Annotated in this window: 19 protein-coding genes; 15 read left to right on the forward strand and 4 right to left on the reverse strand. The window is 57.1% G+C overall.

Translation table 11 applies throughout. The features are described 5' to 3' along the window. Nucleotides 1–8: 8 nt before the first annotated feature. Nucleotides 9–635, reverse strand: coding sequence for a lysoplasmalogenase (locus CU081_RS05510; RefSeq protein WP_003861515.1), 627 nt, complete (start codon nucleotides 633–635; stop codon nucleotides 9–11). A gap of 129 nt (nucleotides 636–764) precedes the next feature. On the opposite strand from CU081_RS05510, the gene CU081_RS05515 reads away from it, so the two are divergent. Beyond that, nucleotides 765–1,121: a DUF2500 domain-containing protein gene (locus tag CU081_RS05515; RefSeq protein ID WP_003861518.1), complete on the forward strand. Its 357-nt coding sequence runs from the start codon at nucleotides 765–767 to the stop codon at nucleotides 1,119–1,121. A 60-nt stretch (nucleotides 1,122–1,181) separates the two neighbouring features. Here the strand turns inward: CU081_RS05515 and CU081_RS05520 are convergent, their stop codons facing one another. Both CU081_RS05520 and rsmD read right to left on the reverse strand, forming a co-directional pair. Further along, on the reverse strand, nucleotides 1,182–1,463 hold the full coding sequence (locus CU081_RS05520; RefSeq protein ID WP_003861520.1) for a DUF1145 family protein: 282 nt from the start codon (nucleotides 1,461–1,463) through the stop codon (nucleotides 1,182–1,184). Continuing rightward, complete coding sequence (rsmD, locus tag CU081_RS05525; protein ID WP_003861523.1) at nucleotides 1,447–2,049, reverse strand: 16S rRNA (guanine(966)-N(2))-methyltransferase; 603 nt, start codon at nucleotides 2,047–2,049, stop codon at nucleotides 1,447–1,449. Before rsmD ends, CU081_RS05520 begins: the two co-directional genes overlap by 17 nt. Nucleotides 2,050–2,176: 127 nt before the next feature. On the opposite strand from rsmD, the gene ftsY reads away from it, so the two are divergent. The 6 genes from ftsY to livJ all read left to right on the forward strand — a co-directional run bounded on the left by ftsY (nucleotide 2,177) and on the right by livJ (nucleotide 9,161). Continuing rightward, nucleotides 2,177–3,637, forward strand: a complete 1,461-nt coding sequence (ftsY, locus tag CU081_RS05530) for a signal recognition particle-docking protein FtsY (RefSeq protein WP_022651969.1) — start codon at nucleotides 2,177–2,179, stop codon at nucleotides 3,635–3,637. A gap of 2 nt (nucleotides 3,638–3,639) precedes the next feature. After that, nucleotides 3,640–4,311 carry a cell division ATP-binding protein FtsE gene (ftsE, locus tag CU081_RS05535; protein WP_003861525.1) on the forward strand — a complete coding sequence of 224 codons (672 nt, stop codon included), beginning with the start codon at nucleotides 3,640–3,642 and terminating at the stop codon, nucleotides 4,309–4,311. Next, entirely contained in the window at nucleotides 4,298–5,353 is a 1,056-nt protein-coding gene (ftsX, locus tag CU081_RS05540) for a permease-like cell division protein FtsX (RefSeq protein ID WP_022651968.1), read from the forward strand. The genes ftsE and ftsX overlap by 14 nt, the downstream gene beginning before the upstream one ends. A gap of 250 nt (nucleotides 5,354–5,603) precedes the next feature. Next, nucleotides 5,604–6,461 (forward strand): RNA polymerase sigma factor RpoH, encoded by an 858-nt coding sequence (gene rpoH, locus CU081_RS05545; RefSeq protein WP_000159624.1) that lies wholly within the window; start codon nucleotides 5,604–5,606, stop codon nucleotides 6,459–6,461. Nucleotides 6,462–6,597: 136 nt separating this feature from the next. Beyond that, entirely contained in the window at nucleotides 6,598–7,863 is a 1,266-nt protein-coding gene (locus CU081_RS05550; RefSeq protein WP_022651967.1) for a 4-aminobutyrate--2-oxoglutarate transaminase, read from the forward strand. Nucleotides 7,864–8,060: 197 nt separating this feature from the next. Continuing rightward, the gene (gene livJ / locus CU081_RS05555; RefSeq protein ID WP_072200089.1) at nucleotides 8,061–9,161 is read left to right on the forward strand and encodes a branched chain amino acid ABC transporter substrate-binding protein LivJ; all 1,101 of its coding nucleotides are present in this window, start codon (nucleotides 8,061–8,063) and stop codon (nucleotides 9,159–9,161) included. Between the two features lie 117 nt (nucleotides 9,162–9,278). Here livJ and panM read toward each other — a convergent pair whose 3' ends face one another. Next, nucleotides 9,279–9,662, reverse strand: a complete 384-nt coding sequence (gene panM, locus CU081_RS05560; protein WP_003861532.1) for an aspartate 1-decarboxylase autocleavage activator PanM — start codon at nucleotides 9,660–9,662, stop codon at nucleotides 9,279–9,281. Between the two features lie 424 nt (nucleotides 9,663–10,086). Here panM and livK point away from each other — a divergent pair, with 424 nt between their 5' ends. The 8 genes from livK (at nucleotide 10,087) to ugpE (ending at nucleotide 18,290) form a co-directional block, all read left to right on the forward strand. Beyond that, a complete protein-coding gene (gene livK, locus CU081_RS05570) occupies nucleotides 10,087–11,196 on the forward strand; it encodes a high-affinity branched-chain amino acid ABC transporter substrate-binding protein LivK (RefSeq protein WP_003861537.1) in 1,110 nt (369 codons plus the stop codon). Between the two features lie 46 nt (nucleotides 11,197–11,242). Next, on the forward strand, nucleotides 11,243–12,169 hold the full coding sequence (livH, locus tag CU081_RS05575; protein WP_022651965.1) for a high-affinity branched-chain amino acid ABC transporter permease LivH: 927 nt from the start codon (nucleotides 11,243–11,245) through the stop codon (nucleotides 12,167–12,169). Then, complete coding sequence (locus CU081_RS05580; protein ID WP_003861542.1) at nucleotides 12,166–13,443, forward strand: high-affinity branched-chain amino acid ABC transporter permease LivM; 1,278 nt, start codon at nucleotides 12,166–12,168, stop codon at nucleotides 13,441–13,443. Before livH ends, CU081_RS05580 begins: the two co-directional genes overlap by 4 nt. Next, nucleotides 13,440–14,204, forward strand: coding sequence for a high-affinity branched-chain amino acid ABC transporter ATP-binding protein LivG (gene livG, locus CU081_RS05585; protein WP_003861544.1), 765 nt, complete (start codon nucleotides 13,440–13,442; stop codon nucleotides 14,202–14,204). The genes CU081_RS05580 and livG overlap by 4 nt, the downstream gene beginning before the upstream one ends. A gap of 1 nt (nucleotide 14,205) precedes the next feature. Continuing rightward, nucleotides 14,206–14,919 carry a high-affinity branched-chain amino acid ABC transporter ATP-binding protein LivF gene (gene livF / locus CU081_RS05590; protein ID WP_022651964.1) on the forward strand — a complete coding sequence of 238 codons (714 nt, stop codon included), beginning with the start codon at nucleotides 14,206–14,208 and terminating at the stop codon, nucleotides 14,917–14,919. Between the two features lie 250 nt (nucleotides 14,920–15,169). Beyond that, complete coding sequence (gene ugpB / locus CU081_RS05595; protein ID WP_022651963.1) at nucleotides 15,170–16,486, forward strand: sn-glycerol-3-phosphate ABC transporter substrate-binding protein UgpB; 1,317 nt, start codon at nucleotides 15,170–15,172, stop codon at nucleotides 16,484–16,486. A gap of 74 nt (nucleotides 16,487–16,560) precedes the next feature. Then, complete coding sequence (gene ugpA, locus CU081_RS05600; RefSeq protein ID WP_003861551.1) at nucleotides 16,561–17,448, forward strand: sn-glycerol-3-phosphate ABC transporter permease UgpA; 888 nt, start codon at nucleotides 16,561–16,563, stop codon at nucleotides 17,446–17,448. Next, nucleotides 17,445–18,290: a sn-glycerol-3-phosphate ABC transporter permease UgpE gene (gene ugpE / locus CU081_RS05605; protein WP_039269119.1), complete on the forward strand. Its 846-nt coding sequence runs from the start codon at nucleotides 17,445–17,447 to the stop codon at nucleotides 18,288–18,290. The genes ugpA and ugpE overlap by 4 nt, the downstream gene beginning before the upstream one ends. Nucleotide 18,291: the final 1 nt, after the last annotated feature.

Here is an 18,291-nt window from a genome sequence, read left to right on the forward strand (position 1 = left end):
AGCGTTATTTAGATATACAGCGAACGCACAATCAGGAAGTGTCCGGCAAAGTAACAGGCGGCGGAAATCGCATTATCCGCACGGAAGCGGCGACGATAGTGGCTGCCCAGCCAGACGATATTACCCAACAGCAACAGTGCGGCACCGAAGAACGCAGACATTGCAGGCGCCGTCGGACGGAAGAACCACAGCTCGCCCGCCAGCCACACCATCACCAGCGTCATAGCGATAAACGTACAGACCGGCAGACGCATCTCTTCCAGACGCGACCAGATCACCGCGATCAGCAGGGCGCCAATCACCAGCAGCACCAGCGGCAGCGGCCAGAAGAAGGAGAGCGTCATCTGGCTGGCAAAGTAGATGGTATAGAGCAGATGTGACAGGAAGAACGCCCCCACGGCGTACAGCAGGCGCTGACGCGGCAGCAAGGTTAAGGCATCGCCAATCAGGGAAGCACACAGCCCCGCGAGGACAAGATAGCTAACGGCGTTAAACATCGGGGCCTGCCAGGCAAGCAACAGCAGGAGTAATAGCGTGACGGGTTTAAATAACCAGCGCTGCCAGGCTGGGCCACGGTAGGACGCATCGACGTAAAGCCATGCGGAAAAACAGACAGCGATAAATGACCAAAGCATATTAACTCCCTGTAACTGTTGAGGCTGAATGATCAGTTCCTGATCCAGTGTAGTGACGCGAGCGGTCGTTTGGCAATGCCGGGGCAGGCGAGGTATCCTGAATTCCGCATAATCTGATGGGATTTTTCAATGAGCAAGATGCCGCTGTTTTTCATTATCGTGGTGGCGATTATCGTCATTGCCGCCTCGTTCCGCTTCGTGCAGCAGCGCCGCGAGAAGGCGGATAACGATGCCGCGCCGCTGATGCAAAAGCGCGTGGTGGTGACGAACAAGCGTGAGAAGCCGCTTAATGACCGCCGATCCCGCCAGCAGCAGGTGACGCCTGCGGGCACAACAATGCGTTATGAAGCGAGCTTTAAGCCGGAAACCGGCGGGCTGGAGATGACCTTCCGCCTGGAGGCGCAGCAGTACCATCAGCTGACGGTGGGAGAGAAAGGCACGTTGAGCTATAAAGGGTCGCGTTTTGTAGGTTTTAGGGCTGAATAATGCGCGATCGGTCCCCTCTCCCAGTGGGAGAGGGTTAGGGTGAGGGCATCACACCGCACCTTACTTCTTCACCTGCGCCTTAAACTTCTTCATCCACACCAGCAGCTCAAATACGCCGAAAATAAACACCCGCAGCTGCTGCCAGCCGGTCATCGGTGGGCTATCTTTCGGCAGTCCGTTTTTCAGCATCACCATCTGTAAGGCATGCATGAACGCGGTAAAAATCAGCGCCACGTTAATGAAGATATTCAGCGGACGCGGGAACGGGTGCACCAGATTCAAAATCAAAAATGCCCAGACGCCCAGCATCAGCACGCGCCCTACGTTAATCAGTACTGGCATCGGATCCTCCTTGTGCCTGACGGTGATACAGACGATAAGCCACCTGGCCGGCGACCTTCTCGCGGTGCAGATCCCAGTGAACGGGAACGGGCGGCAGACCATTTTCCACTTCGCTTTCAACGTAAATCAGCGCGTCATCCGCCAGCCAACCATTTTGCTCCAGCAGGGATAGCGTCTCTTCCAGCAGCCCTTTACGGAACGGCGGGTCAACAAACACCACGTTGTACGGCGTCCCCTGTTGGGCGAGGAAGCTCAGCGTGTTGGTATTCACCACTTTGGCGTTGGTTGCCTTCAGCGTAGCCAAATTTTGCTGCAACGTCTGCGCGACGCCGCGCTCCATCTCCAGCAGCGTGGCGCTGGCAGCATAGCGCGACAGCGCTTCCAGCCCTAATGCACCGCTTCCGGCGAAGCAGTCCAGGCAGTTGGCGTCTACCATAGACGGGGCGAGCCAGTTAAACAGCGTCTCGCGAACGCGGTCCGTGGTGGGGCGTAAACCGGGGCTGTCCGGCACCGGTAATTTCCGGCCTCGCCACTGACCGCCGATAATGCGAATTTGACCGGCCGGGGCGCGGGTGGGTTTCTTCATCTCAGGAAAGCTCTGTTAACCATTGCCCTGCGATTGCGGGCGGTGATGTCAATTAAGTAAAGTGTTAGACTATTTCATCATTTTTTTAGCTTCCCTGTATATAGCGCCGCGAGGAGTGTAGTCGCAGATGGCAAAACAAAAAAAACGTGGCTTCTTTTCCTGGTTGGGTTTCGGTGAAAAAGAGCAAGAAACAGAACAGAAAACCGAAGAACAGCAGGTTGTAGAAGAGCAGTCACAGCCTGAAACGCCTGTCGAAACCGCTGCGGTTGTCGAAGCGGAAGAGCCAGCCCACAGTAAAGAAGAGATTGAATCCTTTGCTGAAGAGGTGGTTGAGGTCACTGAGCAGGTTCAGGAGAGCGAGAAGCCAGAGCCGGTTATCGTAGAAACCCTTACCGAAGCGCCGCAGGCCGCTATCGAACACGAAGCGCTGCCGCTGCCCGAAGAGGTTAAAGCTGAAGAGGTTTCTGCCGAAGAGTGGCTGGCCGAAGCGGAAACCGTTGAAATTGTTGAGGCGGTGGAAGAAGAAGCGGTCCTTGAGCCAGAGCTGACCGACGAAGAGCTGGAAGCCCAGGCGCTGGCGGCGGAAGCGGCTGAAGAAGCGGTCATCGTCGTACCGGTGGAAGAGCAGGCCGAAGAAGAGATCGTTCAGGAGCAGGAAAAACCGACAAAAGAAGGTTTCTTCGCGCGCCTGAAGCGCAGCCTGCTCAAAACCAAAGAAAACTTAGGTTCCGGATTTATCAGTCTTTTCCGCGGCAAAAAGATCGACGACGATCTGTTTGAAGAGCTGGAAGAGCAGTTGCTGATTGCGGACGTGGGCGTGGAAACTACCCGTAAGATCATCGCCAACCTGACCGAAGGGGCGAGCCGCAAACAGCTGCGCGACGCCGAGGCGCTGTACGGCCTGCTGAAAGACGAGATGGGTGAAATTCTCGCAAAAGTTGACGAACCGCTTAATATTGAAGGCAAAATGCCGTTTGTTATCCTGATGGTTGGCGTCAACGGCGTGGGTAAAACCACCACCATCGGCAAGCTGGCGCGCCAGTTTGAGCAGCAGGGCAAATCGGTGATGCTGGCGGCGGGCGATACCTTCCGTGCGGCAGCGGTGGAACAGCTCCAGGTGTGGGGCCAGCGCAACAATATTCCGGTCATTGCTCAGCACACCGGCGCGGATTCCGCGTCCGTGATTTTCGATGCCATCCAGGCGGCGAAGTCGCGTAACGTGGACGTGCTGATTGCGGATACCGCGGGGCGTTTGCAGAACAAATCGCACCTGATGGAAGAGCTGAAGAAAATCGTTCGCGTCATGAAGAAGCTGGACGAAGATGCACCGCATGAAATTATGCTGACTATCGACGCCAGCACCGGACAGAACGCCATCAGCCAGGCGAAGCTGTTCCATGAAGCGGTAGGACTGACCGGGATCACGCTGACCAAGCTGGACGGCACCGCGAAAGGCGGGGTGATCTTCTCCGTGGCCGACCAGTTCGGCATTCCTATCCGTTACATCGGTGTGGGCGAGCGTATTGAGGATTTACGTCCGTTTAAAGCGGACGACTTTATTGAGGCACTATTTGCCCGAGAGGACTAACAATGATTCGCTTTGAACACGTCAGCAAGGCCTATCTCGGCGGGAGACAAGCGCTACAGGGGGTGACATTCCACCTCCAGCCAGGCGAGATGGCATTCCTGACCGGCCATTCCGGCGCGGGGAAAAGTACCCTGCTCAAGCTGATCTGTGGGATCGAGCGGCCAAGCGCCGGGAAAATCTGGTTCAGCGGCCATGAAATTAGCCGTCTTAAGAACCGTGAAGTGCCGTTCCTGCGTCGTCAGATTGGCATGATTTTCCAGGATCACCACCTGCTGATGGATCGCACGGTTTTCGATAACGTCGCGATCCCGCTGATTATTGCCGGCGCCAGTTACGATGATATCCGCCGTCGCGTTTCGGCGGCGCTGGATAAGGTCGGGCTGCTGGACAAAGCGAAGAACTTCCCAATCCAGCTCTCAGGCGGTGAGCAGCAGCGCGTGGGTATCGCCCGTGCGGTGGTGAACAAGCCTGCCGTTTTGCTGGCGGATGAACCGACCGGTAACCTGGATGATGCCCTCTCTGAAGGGATCCTGCGTCTGTTTGAGGAATTTAACCGCGTGGGGGTCACGGTACTGATGGCGACGCACGACATGGGGCTGATCTCCCGCCGTTCGTACCGCATGCTGACCCTGAGCGACGGGCATTTGCACGGAGGCCACGGTGAACAAGCGTGATGCAATGAACCAGATTCGGCAGTTCAGCAACCGGTTTGACCGTTTCCGCAAGCCTCAGAGCGGTGGGGACGGCAATCGCAATGCGCCTAAGCGTGCCAAAGCGACACCGAAACCGAACTCCCGCAAAACCAACGTCTTTAACGAGCAGGTGCGGTATGCCTTCCAGGGCGCGTTGCAGGATCTGAAAAGCAAACCGCTGGCGACGTTCCTGACGGTGATGGTGATTGCCATCTCCCTGACGCTGCCCAGCGTCTGCTATATGGTTTACAAAAACGTAAACCAGGCGGCGTCCCAGTACTATCCGTCGCCGCAGATTACCGTTTATCTGGATAAAGCCCTCGACGATAACGCGGCGGCTCAGGTAGTGGGGCAGATTCAGGCCGAGCAGGGCGTGGAAAAGGTGAACTATCTCTCCCGCGATGAAGCGCTGGGCGAATTCCGCAACTGGTCCGGATTTGGCGGCGCGCTGGATATGCTTGAAGAGAACCCGCTGCCCGCGGTGGCGGTGGTGATCCCGAAACTCGATTTCCAGGGCACAGATTCGCTCAATACCCTGCGCGACCGCATTACCCGCATTAACGGGATTGATGAAGTGCGCATGGACGACAGCTGGTTTGCCCGTCTTGCCGCCCTGACCGGGCTGGTAGGACGCGTGTCGGCGATGATCGGCGTGCTGATGGTGGCGGCGGTGTTCCTCGTCATCGGTAACAGCGTGCGCCTGAGCATCTTCGCCCGTCGCGATACCATCAACGTGCAGAAACTGATTGGCGCAACGGATGGTTTCATCCTCCGCCCGTTCCTCTACGGCGGCGCGTTATTAGGTTTTTCTGGTGCATTTCTTTCATTGATATTGTCAGAAATTTTGGTGATGCGGCTGTCGTCAGCCGTCACCGAGGTGGCGCAGGTTTTCGGAACTAAGTTTGATATCAGTGGTTTAGGTTTCGATGAGTGCCTGCTGTTACTGCTGGTGTGCTCCATGATCGGCTGGGTGGCGGCATGGCTGGCAACGGTTCAACATTTACGCCACTTTACTCCCGACTAATAAAAGCGTGATATAATCTTTCCCTGCACCGAGATGTTCGCTTGCAGGGAAAGCGTCCCTGTTGTCTCTTCCCCTGTAATCATCTTCATGTCACATTTTGTGCGTAATTTATTCACTGTTCCACCTGGAACTTGTGGATAAAATCACTGTCTGATAAAAGAGTGAATGCTAATCTCGTTGCTCAAACGCTTTGGCATGGTTGTTGCCTGACGGGGACAACCTGGACCAGAAGAAACATTGAGAGGAATGAATGACCAAAGAAATGCAAACTTTAGCTTTAGCCCCTGTTGGTAACCTGGAATCTTACATCCGGGCTGCGAACACCTGGCCGATGTTAACGGCTGAGGAAGAAAAGGAGCTTGCTGAAAAGCTGCATTACCAGGGCGATCTGGAAGCAGCTAAAACGCTGATCCTGTCTCACCTGCGCTTTGTTGTTCACGTTGCTCGTAATTATGCGGGCTACGGCCTGCCGCAGGCGGACCTGATTCAGGAAGGTAATATTGGCCTGATGAAGGCGGTACGTCGTTTTAACCCGGAAGTGGGTGTGCGACTCGTCTCCTTCGCCGTGCACTGGATCAAAGCGGAAATTCACGAATACGTCCTGCGTAACTGGCGTATTGTGAAAGTCGCCACGACGAAAGCGCAGCGCAAACTGTTCTTCAACCTGCGTAAAACCAAGCAGCGTCTGGGCTGGTTCAATCAGGATGAAGTGGAAATGGTGGCGCGCGAGCTGGGCGTTTCCAGCAAAGACGTCCGCGAGATGGAATCCCGTATGGCCGCGCAGGACATGACGTTTGATATGTCTGCCGACGATGACGCGTCCGACAGCCAGCCGATGGCCCCGGTTCTGTATCTACAGGATAAAACCTCTAACTTTGCTGACGGCATTGAAGAGGATAACTGGGAAGACCAGGCGGCGAACAAGCTGACCTTCGCGATGGAAGGCCTCGACGAGCGTAGCCAGGATATTATCCGTGCCCGCTGGCTGGACGAAGATAACAAGTCCACATTGCAGGAACTGGCCGACCGCTACGGCGTCTCCGCTGAACGTGTCCGTCAGCTTGAAAAGAACGCCATGAAGAAACTTCGCGCCGCTATCGAAGCGTAATTTTCGCGAAGTACACCGAGAACCCCTGGATGAGAGTCTGGGGGTTTTGTTTTTTTAGCGCCCGCTCTGGCGAATTTCTTCCCCCTGGCAAACACTTACTGATGCGCTAAGCAGGCGACTTTCAGAGGGTGACAGGGTGAAAAATAACGAACTGAACGACCGGCGTTTACAGGCGACGCCGCGCGGTATCGGCGTCATGTGTAACTTCTATGCCGATAAAGCCGAAAACGCCACGGTGTGGGACGTGGAAGGTAACGAGTATATTGATTTTGCCGCCGGGATCGCCGTGCTGAATACCGGGCATCGCCATCCTAAAGTTATCGCCGCCATCGAAAAACAGCTTCACGCCTTTACCCATACCGCTTATCAGATCGTCCCCTATGAAGGTTATGTGGCGCTTGCCGAGCGCATCAACCAGCGCGTACCCATAGAGGGGCCAGCCAAAACCGCCTTTTTCTCAACCGGTGCAGAAGCGGTCGAAAACGCGGTGAAAATTGCCCGCGCGTACACCAGACGTCCCGGCCTTATCACCTTCGGCGGCGCGTTCCATGGCCGTACCTTTATGACCATGGCGCTGACCGGCAAAGTGGCGCCCTATAAGCTCGGCTTCGGCCCGTTCCCTGGCTCGGTGTACCACGCGCAATTCCCTAACAGCTTGCACGGCGTCAGTACCGCCGAAGCGTTAAAAAGCCTGGAGCGCATCTTCAAAGCCGATATCGCGCCCGATCAGGTGGCGGCAATCATTATTGAACCGGTTCAGGGCGAGGGCGGATTCAACGTCGCGCCCGCTGATTTTATGCAGGCGCTGCGTGCCCTGTGCGATACCCACGGGATTTTACTGATTGCCGACGAAGTGCAAACCGGCTTCGCCCGTACCGGCAAGCTGTTCTCCATGGAAAACCACTGCGTGAAGCCCGATCTGATCACTATGGCGAAAAGCCTGGCGGGCGGGATGCCGCTTTCTGCCGTCTCTGGCCGGGCGGAGGTGATGGATGCGCCCGCGCCGGGTGGACTTGGCGGAACCTACGCAGGTAACCCGCTGGCGATTGCGGCGGCCCATGCGGTGCTGGATGTGATTGACGAGGACGATCTCTGCACCCGCGCGGCGCATCTCGGGCATCATCTGGTCGAGGTGCTGAATAAAGCGAAGGATGGCTGTCCGTATATCGCCGATATCCGTGGGCAGGGGTCGATGGTGGCGGTGGAATTTACCGATCCGCAAACCGGACAGCCGTCGCCGGAATTTACCCGTCAGGTTCAGGAGCGCGCGTTGAACGAAGGGCTGCTGCTTTTGAGCTGCGGCGTTTACGGCAACGTTATTCGCTTCCTCTACCCACTCACCATCCCCGAAGCGCAGTTTCGTAAAGCGCTGGATATTATTTCCGCCTCGCTGACACGATAAAGCCAAAAGCCCGGCTGAAATGAAGGCCGGGCTTATCATATTTTCATTTCAAATTAGCTATTCCAAAATCATAAAAATGGGGTATGTTTTAGCAGAGTATGCTGAAAAAGCGCGAACAGCACGCCTATAACTGAAATAAAGCGCTACACAACAACATCACAACAATCGTTATAACCATAATAATGGGGAATCTCAGGATGAACATGAAGGGTAAAGCGTTACTGGCAGGATGTATCGCGTTGGCATTCAGCGCCATGGCGCAGGCCGATATTAAAGTGGCCGTGGTGGGCGCGATGTCCGGTCCGGTAGCACAGTACGGCGACCAGGAATTTACGGGCGCGGAACAGGCGGTTGCAGACATTAATGCTAAGGGCGGCATCAAGGGCGAAAAGCTGCAAATCGTAAAATATGACGATGCCTGTGACCCGAAACAGGCGGTCGCGGTGGCGAACAAAGTGGTAAACGACGGGATCAAATACGTTATTGGTCACCTGTGCTCCTCTTCCACCCAGCCCGCATCTGACATCTACGAAGACGAAGGCATTCTGATGATCACGCCGGCCGCGACGGCGCCAGAGCTGACCGCGCGCGGCTATAAGCTGATCCTGCGTACCACCGGTCTGGACTCCGATCAGGGGCCAACCGCCGCGAAATACATCGTGGAAAAAGTGAAGCCGCAGCGCATCGCGATTGTTCATGACAAACAGCAGTACGGCGAAGGCCTGGCCCGTGCGGTGCAGGATAACCTGAAAAAAGCGAACGCCAACGTGGTGTTCTTTGACGGTATCACCGCCGGTGAGAAAGACTTCTCGACTCTGGTCGCGCGTCTGAAGAAAGAAAACATCGATTTCGTTTACTACGGCGGCTACCACCCGGAAATGGGGCAGATCCTGCGTCAGGCGCGTGCGGCGGGTCTGAAGACGCAGTTCATGGGGCCAGAAGGTGTCGCGAACGTTTCCCTGTCTAACATCGCGGGTGAATCCGCTGAAGGTCTGCTGGTGACCAAACCGAAGAACTACGACCAGGTGCCTGCGAACAAACCTGTTGTCGATGCCATCAAGGCGAAGAAACAGGATCCAAGCGGTGCGTTCGTCTGGACCACTTACGCAGCGTTGCAATCTCTGCAAGCGGGCCTGAACCATTCAGCCGATCCGGCGGAGATTGCCACCTGGCTGAAAGCGAACTCGGTGGAAACCGTGATGGGACCGTTGTCCTGGGATGAGAAGGGCGATTTGAAGGGCTTCGAGTTCGGCGTGTTTGACTGGCATGCCAATGGCACTGCTACTGATGCCAAATAATGCTGGCGCGGGTTGATGCCCTCACCCTAACCCTCTCCCACGGGGAGAGGGGATTACCCGGTTTTCTCCCTTTCCCTTAGGGAGAGGGCCGGGATGAGGGTATCAGGCCGCACAGATCTAGCGCTTCTCCCACCCGTTCGCCTGCGCCGTAAACCCTAACGCCTGCATAAACGCTGCCATCACGCCGCGATCCTCCACGCCCACGTCGGCCATCCACCAGGAGGTTACGCTCGGGTTTTCGCGGATCACCTCTTCAATCAAATACTGCCCGACCCCGCGACGACGGGTCACGTCGCGCACGCGCAGGGAGTCCAGCGCCCCTTCCGTGCCGCTCAGCGTTACGCGGACGGCGGCCAGCAGACGTTCATTAAAACGCGCGGCATAGATGCGGTGGTTTTCATCGACGGCCAGCGATGAAGGGGAATATTCCGGCCAGATCTTGCCCAGGTCGATATGATCCTGGTCGCTAAAGGTCACCAGACGCACGATAGTCAGTTTCATTAGCTGCTTGTCCAAATCAAAAAGAGTAGGGCCAGTGTACTCAATTTATTTGCTCAGGCGCTTTCTCTTTTTCTTCCCATTTACCAGGTGATTAGTTTTTTGACAGCGTAATGCGCAGTTTGAAAACACATGGATCGAAAAATAAGCAGAATTTTAACCTGAAGGGTAGTGATTTATTCGGCGCTTTGTGCCGTTATTTTATGCTGCCAACTGCGCTTTTATTTGTTTATCTCCGCCTGATTTCAGAATATTATCTTTGCTTAATCGCCTGAAAAATAGAGATTTTAGTCTGGTTTTTGACAAAAAACTGCGCTAAACCATTAAAGGCACTGGTAAAAATAGCGTTGTTCATTAAAAGTACAGAATGCTTTTTAACCATAATAAAACAAAATATAAACACGACATCACGAATGGGGATTCAGAGATGAAAAGGAACGCGAAGACATTAATCGCGGGGATGGTCGCACTGTCGATCTCGCATGCCGCTATGGCAGACGACATTAAAGTTGCGGTAGTGGGGGCGATGTCCGGCCCTGTTGCCCAGTGGGGTGACATGGAGTTCAACGGCGCGCGTCAGGCCATCAAAGATATCAACGCCAAAGGCGGGATCAAAGGCGACAAGCTGGTGGGCGTGGAGTATGACGACGCCTGTGATCCAAAACAGGCCGTCGCGGTCGCCAACAAAATTGTTAACGACGGTATCCAGTACGTCATAGGGCACCTGTGTTCCTCTTCCACGCAGCCTGCGTCTGATATCTACGAAGACGAAGGCATTCTGATGATCACCCCGGGCGCCACCAACCCGGAACTGACCCAGCGCGGCTACCAGCACATCATGCGTACCGCCGGTCTGGACTCCTCTCAGGGGCCAACCGCCGCCAAATACATCCTCGAAACCGTTAAGCCGCAGCGTATCGCCATCATTCATGATAAACAGCAGTACGGCGAAGGCCTGGCGCGTTCCGTACAGGACGGCCTGAAAAAAGGCGGGGCGAACATCGTCTTCTTCGACGGCATTACCGCCGGTGAAAAAGACTTCTCCGCGCTGATCGCCCGCCTGCAAAAAGAGAATATCGACTTCGTTTACTACGGCGGCTACTACCCGGAAATGGGGCAGATGCTGCGCCAGGCGCGCGCCACCGGCCTGAAAACCCAGTTCATGGGGCCAGAGGGCGTGGGCAATGCCTCCCTGTCCAACATCGCGGGGGATTCTGCCGAAGGCATGCTGGTGACGATGCCAAAACGCTATGACCAGGATCCGGCGAATAAGGTTATCGTGGATGCGCTCAAGGCGCAGAAGAAAGATCCAAGTGGTCCGTACGTCTGGATCACCTACGCGGCCGTGCAGTCTCTGGCCACCGCGCTGGACCGTACCGGCAGCAAAGAACCGCTGGATCTGGTGAAAGATTTAAAAGCGCACGGGGCGAACACCGTGATTGGGCCGCTGAACTGGGATGAGAAAGGCGATCTGAAGGGATTTGAATTTGGTGTCTTTAAGTGGCACGCCGACGGTTCGTCCTCGGTCGCCAGATAATCATCCCACCGCCCGGCTCACCGGGCGGGTATAAAAAGGTTTGCATATGTCCGAGCAGTTTCTCTACTTTTTGCAGCAGATGTTTAACGGCGTCACGCTGGGAAGCACTTACGCGCTGATCGCCATCGGCTACACGATGGTTTACGGCATTATCGGCATGATTAACTTCGCCCACGGCGAGGTGTACATGATCGGTAGCTACGTCTCCTTTATGATCATCGCCGCGCTGATGATGATGGGCATCGACAGCAGCTGGCTGCTGGTAGCCGCCGGGTTTATCGGCGCGATTGTGATCGCCAGCGCCTACGGCTGGAGTATCGAACGGGTAGCCTACCGACCGGTGCGCAGCTCCAAGCGCCTGATCGCGCTGATCTCCGCCATAGGGATGTCCATTTTCCTGCAAAACTACGTCAGCCTGACTGAAGGTTCACGCGACGTGGCGCTGCCAAGCCTGTTTAACGGCCAGTGGATTGTGGGGGCCAGCGAAAACTTCTCCGCCTCTGTCACCACCATGCAGCTGGTAATCTGGGTTGTGACCTTTATTGCGATGCTGGCCCTGACCCTGTTCATCCGCTACTCCCGCATGGGACGCGCCTGCCGCGCCTGCGCGGAAGATCTGAAGATGGCGAGCCTGCTCGGGATCAACACCGACCGCGTGATTGCCCTGACCTTCGTGATCGGCGCAGCGATGGCGGCGGTGGCTGGCGTGTTGCTCGGTCAGTTCTACGGCGTAATCAACCCGTACATCGGTTTTATGGCCGGGATGAAAGCCTTCACCGCAGCGGTACTGGGCGGCATCGGCAGCATTCCGGGCGCGATGATCGGCGGCCTGATTTTGGGCGTGGCCGAAGCGCTCTCCTCTGCGTATCTGAGCACCGAATATAAAGATGTGGTGTCGTTTGCCCTGCTGATTCTGGTTCTGCTGGTGATGCCTACCGGTATTCTGGGCCGTCCGGAGGTAGAGAAAGTATGAAACCGATGCATTTTGCGATGGCGCTGCTCTCTGCCGCCATGTTCTTCGTCCTGGCGGGCGTCTTTATGGGCGTCCAGTTAGGGCTGGACGGCACGAAGCTGGTGGTGGATACCGCCCCCGACATCCGCTGGCAGTGGGTGTTTATCGGCACCGCTGTGGTGTTCCTGTTCCAGCTGCTGCGTCCGCTGTTCCAGAAGACGCTGAAAAACGTCTCCGGGCCGAAATTCGTCCTGCCGGCGATCGACGGTACAACCGTGAAACAGAAGCTGTTCCTTGTGGCGCTGCTGGTGGCTGCCGTGGCGTGGCCGTTTATGGTATCGCGCGGGACGGTGGATATTGCCACCCTGACCATGATCTACGTGATTCTGGGGCTGGGTCTGAACGTGGTGGTGGGGCTGTCTGGCCTGCTGGTGCTGGGCTACGGCGGGTTCTACGCCATCGGCGCGTACACCTTCGCGCTGCTGAACCACTATTACGGCCTCGGCTTCTGGACCTGTCTGCCGCTTGCGGGGCTGGTCTCTGCCGCGGCGGGCTTCCTGCTCGGCTTCCCGGTGCTGCGCCTGCGCGGTGACTACCTGGCGATTGTGACCTTAGGCTTCGGCGAAATCGTCCGTATCCTGCTGCTCAACAATACCGAAGTGACCGGCGGTCCGAACGGCATCAGCCAGATCCCGAAACCGACCTTCTTCGGCCTGGAGTTCAGCCGTACCGCCCGCGAAGGCGGCTGGGATACCTTCAGCAACTTCTTTGGCATCAAATACGATCCGTCCGACCGCGTGATCTGGCTCTATCTGGTGGCGCTGCTGCTGGTGGTGATTACGCTGTTTGTGATCAACCGTCTGCTGCGCATGCCGCTGGGCCGCGCATGGGAAGCGCTACGTGAAGATGAGATCGCCTGCCGCTCCCTGGGCCTGAACCCGACCCGCATCAAGCTGACCGCATTTACCATCAGCGCCGCGTTTGCCGGTTTCGCCGGAACGCTGTTTGCCGCGCGTCAGGGCTTCGTCAGCCCGGAATCGTTCACCTTTGCCGAATCGGCCTTCGTGCTGGCGATTGTGGTGCTCGGCGGAATGGGCTCGCAGTTCGCCGTGATCCTCGCGGCTATCCTGCTGGTGGTCTCCCGCGAGCTGATGCGCGACTTTAACGAATACAGCATGTTAATGCTGGGTGGTTTGATGGTGCTGATGATGATCTGGCGTCCGCAGGGTCTCCTGCCGATGACCCGTCCACAGCTGAAGCTGAAACGCACACAGGCGAAAGGAGAGCAGGCATGAAGCCTTTATTATCCGTTAACGGCCTGATGATGCGTTTTGGCGGCCTGCTGGCGGTCAACAATGTGAATCTGGATCTGCACAAGAAAGAGATTGTCTCCCTGATTGGCCCGAACGGCGCGGGAAAAACCACGGTCTTCAACTGCCTGACCGGCTTCTACAAGCCGACGGGCGGCACCATCATGCTGCGCGATCAGCATCTTGAAGGGCTGCCGGGCCAGCAGATTGCCCGCATGGGCGTGGTGCGTACCTTCCAGCACGTGCGTCTGTTCCGCGAGATGACGGTGATTGAGAACCTGCTGGTGGCGCAACATCAGCAGCTGAAAACCGGCCTCTTCTCCGGCCTGCTGAAAACCCCGGCCTTCCGCCGCACGCAGGAAGAGGCGCTCGATCGCGCCGCGACCTGGCTCGACCGTATCGGCCTGCTCCAGCACGCCAACCGTCAGGCGAGCAACCTCGCTTACGGGGATCAGCGTCGCCTGGAGATTGTGCGCTGCATGGTGACGCAGCCGGAGATCCTGATGCTCGACGAACCAGCGGCAGGTCTCAATCCGAAAGAGACCAAAGAGCTGGACGAGCTGATTGCCGAGCTGCGCGACCATCACGACACCACCATCCTGCTGATTGAGCATGACATGAAGCTGGTGATGGGCATTTCGGACCGTATCTACGTGGTAAACCAGGGCACGCCGCTGGCAAACGGCACGCCGGAAGAGATCCGCAACAACCCGGACGTGATCCGCGCATACCTTGGTGAGGCATAAGATGGAAAAAGCGATGTTAACGTTCGACAAGGTCAACGCGCACTACGGCAAAATTCAGGCGCTGCACGATGTCAGCCTGCATATCAATCAGGGCGAAATCGTCACCCTGATTGGGGCTAACGGCGCGGGCAAAACCACGCTGCTCGGCACCCTGTGCGGCGACCCGCGCGCCACCAGCGGGCGGATTGTGTTTGATGGTAAAGACATCACCGACTGGCAGACCGCCAGAATCATGCGTGAAGCGGTGGCGATTGTCCCGGAAGGGCGTCGCGTATTCTCCCGCATGACGGTGGAAGAGAATCTGGCGATGGGCGGTTTCTTCGCCCACCGGGATGAATACCAGACCCGCATCAAGTGGGTGTACGAACTCTTCCCGCGCCTGTGGGAGCGTCGTATTCAGCGCGCGGGCACCATGTCCGGCGGCGAGCAACAGATGCTGGCGATTGGCCGCGCGCTGATGAGCCAGCCGCGTCTGCTGTTGCTGGATGAACCGTCGCTCGGTCTTGCGCCCATCATCATCCAGCAGATTTTCGATACCATTGAGCAGCTGCGCAAAGAGGGGATGACCATCTTCCTCGTCGAACAGAACGCCAACCAGGCGCTGAAGCTCGCTGACCGCGGCTATGTGCTGGAGAACGGGCGCGTGGTGCTCTCCGATACCGGCGATGCGCTGCTGGCGAACGAAGCGGTGCGGAGCGCGTACCTGGGCGGATAGGTAAAAGCAAAAAGGCAACGCAAGTTGCCTTTTTAGTGTTTTCTCCCTCTCCCTGTGGGAGAGGGCCGGGGTGAGGGCACCAGACCGCACCCAACATCTAAACCCCTTCACACAACCATCATCCCTCTGACGCCTGGCTGTCACCTGTCTGTAAACAAACAGTTATTTTTCTGTCATTCGAGCATGTCATGTTACCTCGCGAGCATAAAACGCGTGATATCGCGCATCCGGCACAATAAGAGAGATGACAATGACATCGTTACGACACACAGCTTTGGGTCTGGCACTGGGTCTGGCTTTTGCGACGAACGCAATGGCTGTGACGACCATTCCGTTCTGGCATTCCATGGAAGGAGAGTTGGGTAAAGAGGTTGACTCCCTGGCGCAACGTTTCAACGACACCCACCCGGATTACAAAATTGTGCCGGTGTACAAAGGCAACTACGAGCAGAGCCTGAGCGCGGGCATCGCCGCCTTCCGTACCGGTAACGCGCCTGCGCTGTTACAGGTTTATGAAGTGGGCACCGCGACCATGATGGCCTCCAAAGCCATCAAGCCGGTGTACGAGGTGTTCAAAGAGGCGGGCATTAACTTTGACGAGTCCCAGTTCGTGCCAACCGTGGCGGGATACTACACGGATTCCAAAAGCGGGCATCTGCTGTCCCAGCCGTTTAACAGCTCTACGCCAGTGCTGTACTACAACAAAGACGCCTTCAGGAAAGCCGGTTTAGATCCGGAGCAGCCGCCAAAAACCTGGCAGGACCTGGCCGAATACACCGCGAAGCTGAAAGCGGCGGGGATGAAGTGCGGCTACGCCAGCGGCTGGCAGGGCTGGATCCAGATTGAAAACTTCAGCGCCTGGCACGGCCTGCCGGTTGCCACCAAAAACAACGGCTTCGACGGTACCGACGCGGTGCTGGAGTTCAACAAGCCGGAGCAGGTGAAGCACATCGCGCTGCTGGAAGCACTCAATAAGAAGGGCGACTTCAGCTACTTCGGGCGTAAAGACGAATCCACCGAGAAGTTCTACAACGGCGATTGCGCCATTACCACCGCCTCATCTGGCTCGCTGGCAGACATCCGTCACTACGCCAAATTCAATTACGGCGTGGGCATGATGCCGTACGACGCTGACGTCAAAGGCGCGCCGCAGAATGCCATCATCGGCGGGGCGAGCCTGTGGGTGATGCAGGGTAAAGACAACGGCACCTACAAAGGCGTGGCCGAGTTCCTCGACTTCCTGGCGAAGCCGGAAAACGCCGCCGAGTGGCACCAGAAGACCGGCTACCTGCCGATCACCAAAGCCGCGTACGACCTGACCCGCGAGCAGGGCTTCTACAGCAAGAACCCGGGCGCGGATATCGCGACGCGTCAGATGCTGAACAAGCCGCCGTTGCCGTTCACCAAAGGCCTGCGTCTGGGCAACATGCCGCAGATCCGCACCATCGTCGATGAAGAGCTGGAAAGCGTGTGGACCGGGAAGAAAACGCCACAGCAGGCGCTGGATTCCGCGGTAGAGCGCGGGAATCAGCTGCTGCGCCGCTTTGAGCAGTCGACGAAGTCTTAATCTTTTTGCCCTCACCCTAACCCCCTCCCTTTGGGAGAGGGACGGGGTGAGGGGAAACCAACCTGAGCTAACCTATGTCATCATCCCGTCCGGTGTTCCGTTCCCGCTGGCTGCCGTACCTGTTGGTCGCGCCGCAGCTGGTCATCACCGTCATCTTCTTTATCTGGCCTGCGGGCGAAGCGCTGTGGTACTCGGTACAAAGCGTCGATCCGTTCGGGCTTTCCAGCCAGTTTGTCGGGCTGGACAACTTTACCGCGCTGTTCCACGACAGCTACTACCTGGATTCCTTCTGGACGACGATCAAATTCAGCGCGCTGGTCACCGTCAGCGGTCTTGTCGCGTCGCTGTTTTTCGCCGCGCTGGTGGATTACGTAGTACGGGGCAGCCGTCTGTATCAGACCCTGATGCTGCTGCCCTACGCCGTGGCTCCCGCCGTGGCCGCCGTGCTGTGGATCTTCCTGTTTAACCCGGGCCGCGGGCTGATTACCCACTTCCTGGGTGAGTTTGGCTACGACTGGAACCACGCCCAGAACAGCGGTCAGGCGATGTTCCTGGTGGTGTTCGCCTCGGTGTGGAAGCAGATCAGCTATAACTTCCTGTTTTTCTTTGCCGCGCTACAGTCTATCCCGCGTTCGCTGGTGGAGGCCGCCGCCATCGACGGCGCAGGGCCGGTGCGCCGCTTCTTCCGGCTGTCGCTGCCGCTGATCGCCCCGGTGAGTTTCTTTCTGCTGGTGGTGAACCTGGTGTACGCCTTCTTCGACACCTTCCCGGTGATCGACGCCGCCACCGCGGGCGGCCCGGTGCAGGCAACCACCACGCTGATTTACAAGATCTACCGCGAGGGCTTTGCCGGGCTTGATCTCTCAGCCTCTGCTGCACAGTCGGTCGTGCTGATGTTCCTCGTCATCATCCTCACGGTGGTGCAGTTCCGCTATGTCGAAAGTAAGGTGCGCTACCAATGATTGAGAACCGTTGCGGGCTGACGATTTTCAGCCATACCCTGCTGATTCTGGGCATCCTCGTCATCCTGTTCCCACTGTACGTGGCCTTCGTCGCCGCCACGCTGGACACCAAAGCGGTGTTCGACACGCCAATGACGCTGATCCCAGGCACGCATCTTTTCGAGAACATGAAAACTATCTGGACGCAGGGCGTGAGCGCTAACAGCGCGCCGTTCTGGCTGATGATGCTCAACAGTTTCATCATGGCGTTCGGCATCACCGTCGGCAAAATCACCGTGTCGATGCTTTCGGCCTTCGCCATCGTCTGGTTCCGCTTTCCGTTGCGTAACCTGTTTTTCTGGATGATTTTCATCACCCTGATGCTGCCGGTGGAGGTGCGTATCTTCCCGACGGTGGAGGTGATCGCCAACCTGAAGATGCTCGACAGCTACGCGGGCTTGACCCTGCCGCTGATGGCCTCGGCGACCGCCACCTTCCTGTTTCGCCAGTTCTTTATGACCCTGCCGGACGAGCTGATTGAAGCCGCGCGCATTGACGGGGCCTCGCCGATGCGCTTCTTCCGCGACATCGTGCTGCCGCTGTCGAAAACCAATCTCGCGGCGCTGTTTGTGATCACCTTTATCTACGGCTGGAACCAGTATCTGTGGCCGCTGCTGATCGTTCAGGACGTCAACCTCGGCACCGCCGTGGCGGGCATCAAAGGCATGATCGCCACCGGCGAAGGCACCACCCTCTGGAACCAGGTGATGGCGGCGATGCTGCTCACCCTTATCCCACCCGTAGTCATTGTTTTAGCCATGCAGCGCGCGTTTGTCCGCGGCCTGGTCGATAGCGAGAAATAAG

This window comes from Enterobacter sp. CRENT-193 (genome assembly GCF_002787395.1).
GTDB classification, from domain to species: Bacteria; Pseudomonadota; Gammaproteobacteria; order Enterobacterales; family Enterobacteriaceae; genus Enterobacter; species Enterobacter hormaechei_C.

Excerpts from the sequence above, each read along its gene's own strand:
- CU081_RS05510 (WP_003861515.1), bottom strand. The coding sequence starts at position 635 with ATGCTTTGGTCATTTATCGCTGTCTGTTTTTCCGCATGGCTTTACGTC.
- CU081_RS05515 (WP_003861518.1), top strand. The coding sequence starts at position 765 with ATGAGCAAGATGCCGCTGTTTTTCATTATCGTGGTGGCGATTATCGTC.
- CU081_RS05520 (WP_003861520.1), bottom strand. The coding sequence starts at position 1,463 with ATGCCAGTACTGATTAACGTAGGGCGCGTGCTGATGCTGGGCGTCTGG.
- rsmD (WP_003861523.1), bottom strand. The coding sequence starts at position 2,049 with ATGAAGAAACCCACCCGCGCCCCGGCCGGTCAAATTCGCATTATCGGC.
- ftsY (WP_022651969.1), top strand. The coding sequence starts at position 2,177 with ATGGCAAAACAAAAAAAACGTGGCTTCTTTTCCTGGTTGGGTTTCGGT.
- ftsE (WP_003861525.1), top strand. The coding sequence starts at position 3,640 with ATGATTCGCTTTGAACACGTCAGCAAGGCCTATCTCGGCGGGAGACAA.
- rpoH (WP_000159624.1), top strand. The coding sequence starts at position 5,604 with ATGACCAAAGAAATGCAAACTTTAGCTTTAGCCCCTGTTGGTAACCTG.
- livJ (WP_072200089.1), top strand. The coding sequence starts at position 8,061 with ATGAACATGAAGGGTAAAGCGTTACTGGCAGGATGTATCGCGTTGGCA.
- panM (WP_003861532.1), bottom strand. The coding sequence starts at position 9,662 with ATGAAACTGACTATCGTGCGTCTGGTGACCTTTAGCGACCAGGATCAT.
- livK (WP_003861537.1), top strand. The coding sequence starts at position 10,087 with ATGAAAAGGAACGCGAAGACATTAATCGCGGGGATGGTCGCACTGTCG.
- livH (WP_022651965.1), top strand. The coding sequence starts at position 11,243 with ATGTCCGAGCAGTTTCTCTACTTTTTGCAGCAGATGTTTAACGGCGTC.
- CU081_RS05580 (WP_003861542.1), top strand. The coding sequence starts at position 12,166 with ATGAAACCGATGCATTTTGCGATGGCGCTGCTCTCTGCCGCCATGTTC.
- livG (WP_003861544.1), top strand. The coding sequence starts at position 13,440 with ATGAAGCCTTTATTATCCGTTAACGGCCTGATGATGCGTTTTGGCGGC.
- livF (WP_022651964.1), top strand. The coding sequence starts at position 14,206 with ATGGAAAAAGCGATGTTAACGTTCGACAAGGTCAACGCGCACTACGGC.
- ugpB (WP_022651963.1), top strand. The coding sequence starts at position 15,170 with ATGACATCGTTACGACACACAGCTTTGGGTCTGGCACTGGGTCTGGCT.
- ugpA (WP_003861551.1), top strand. The coding sequence starts at position 16,561 with ATGTCATCATCCCGTCCGGTGTTCCGTTCCCGCTGGCTGCCGTACCTG.
- ugpE (WP_039269119.1), top strand. The coding sequence starts at position 17,445 with ATGATTGAGAACCGTTGCGGGCTGACGATTTTCAGCCATACCCTGCTG.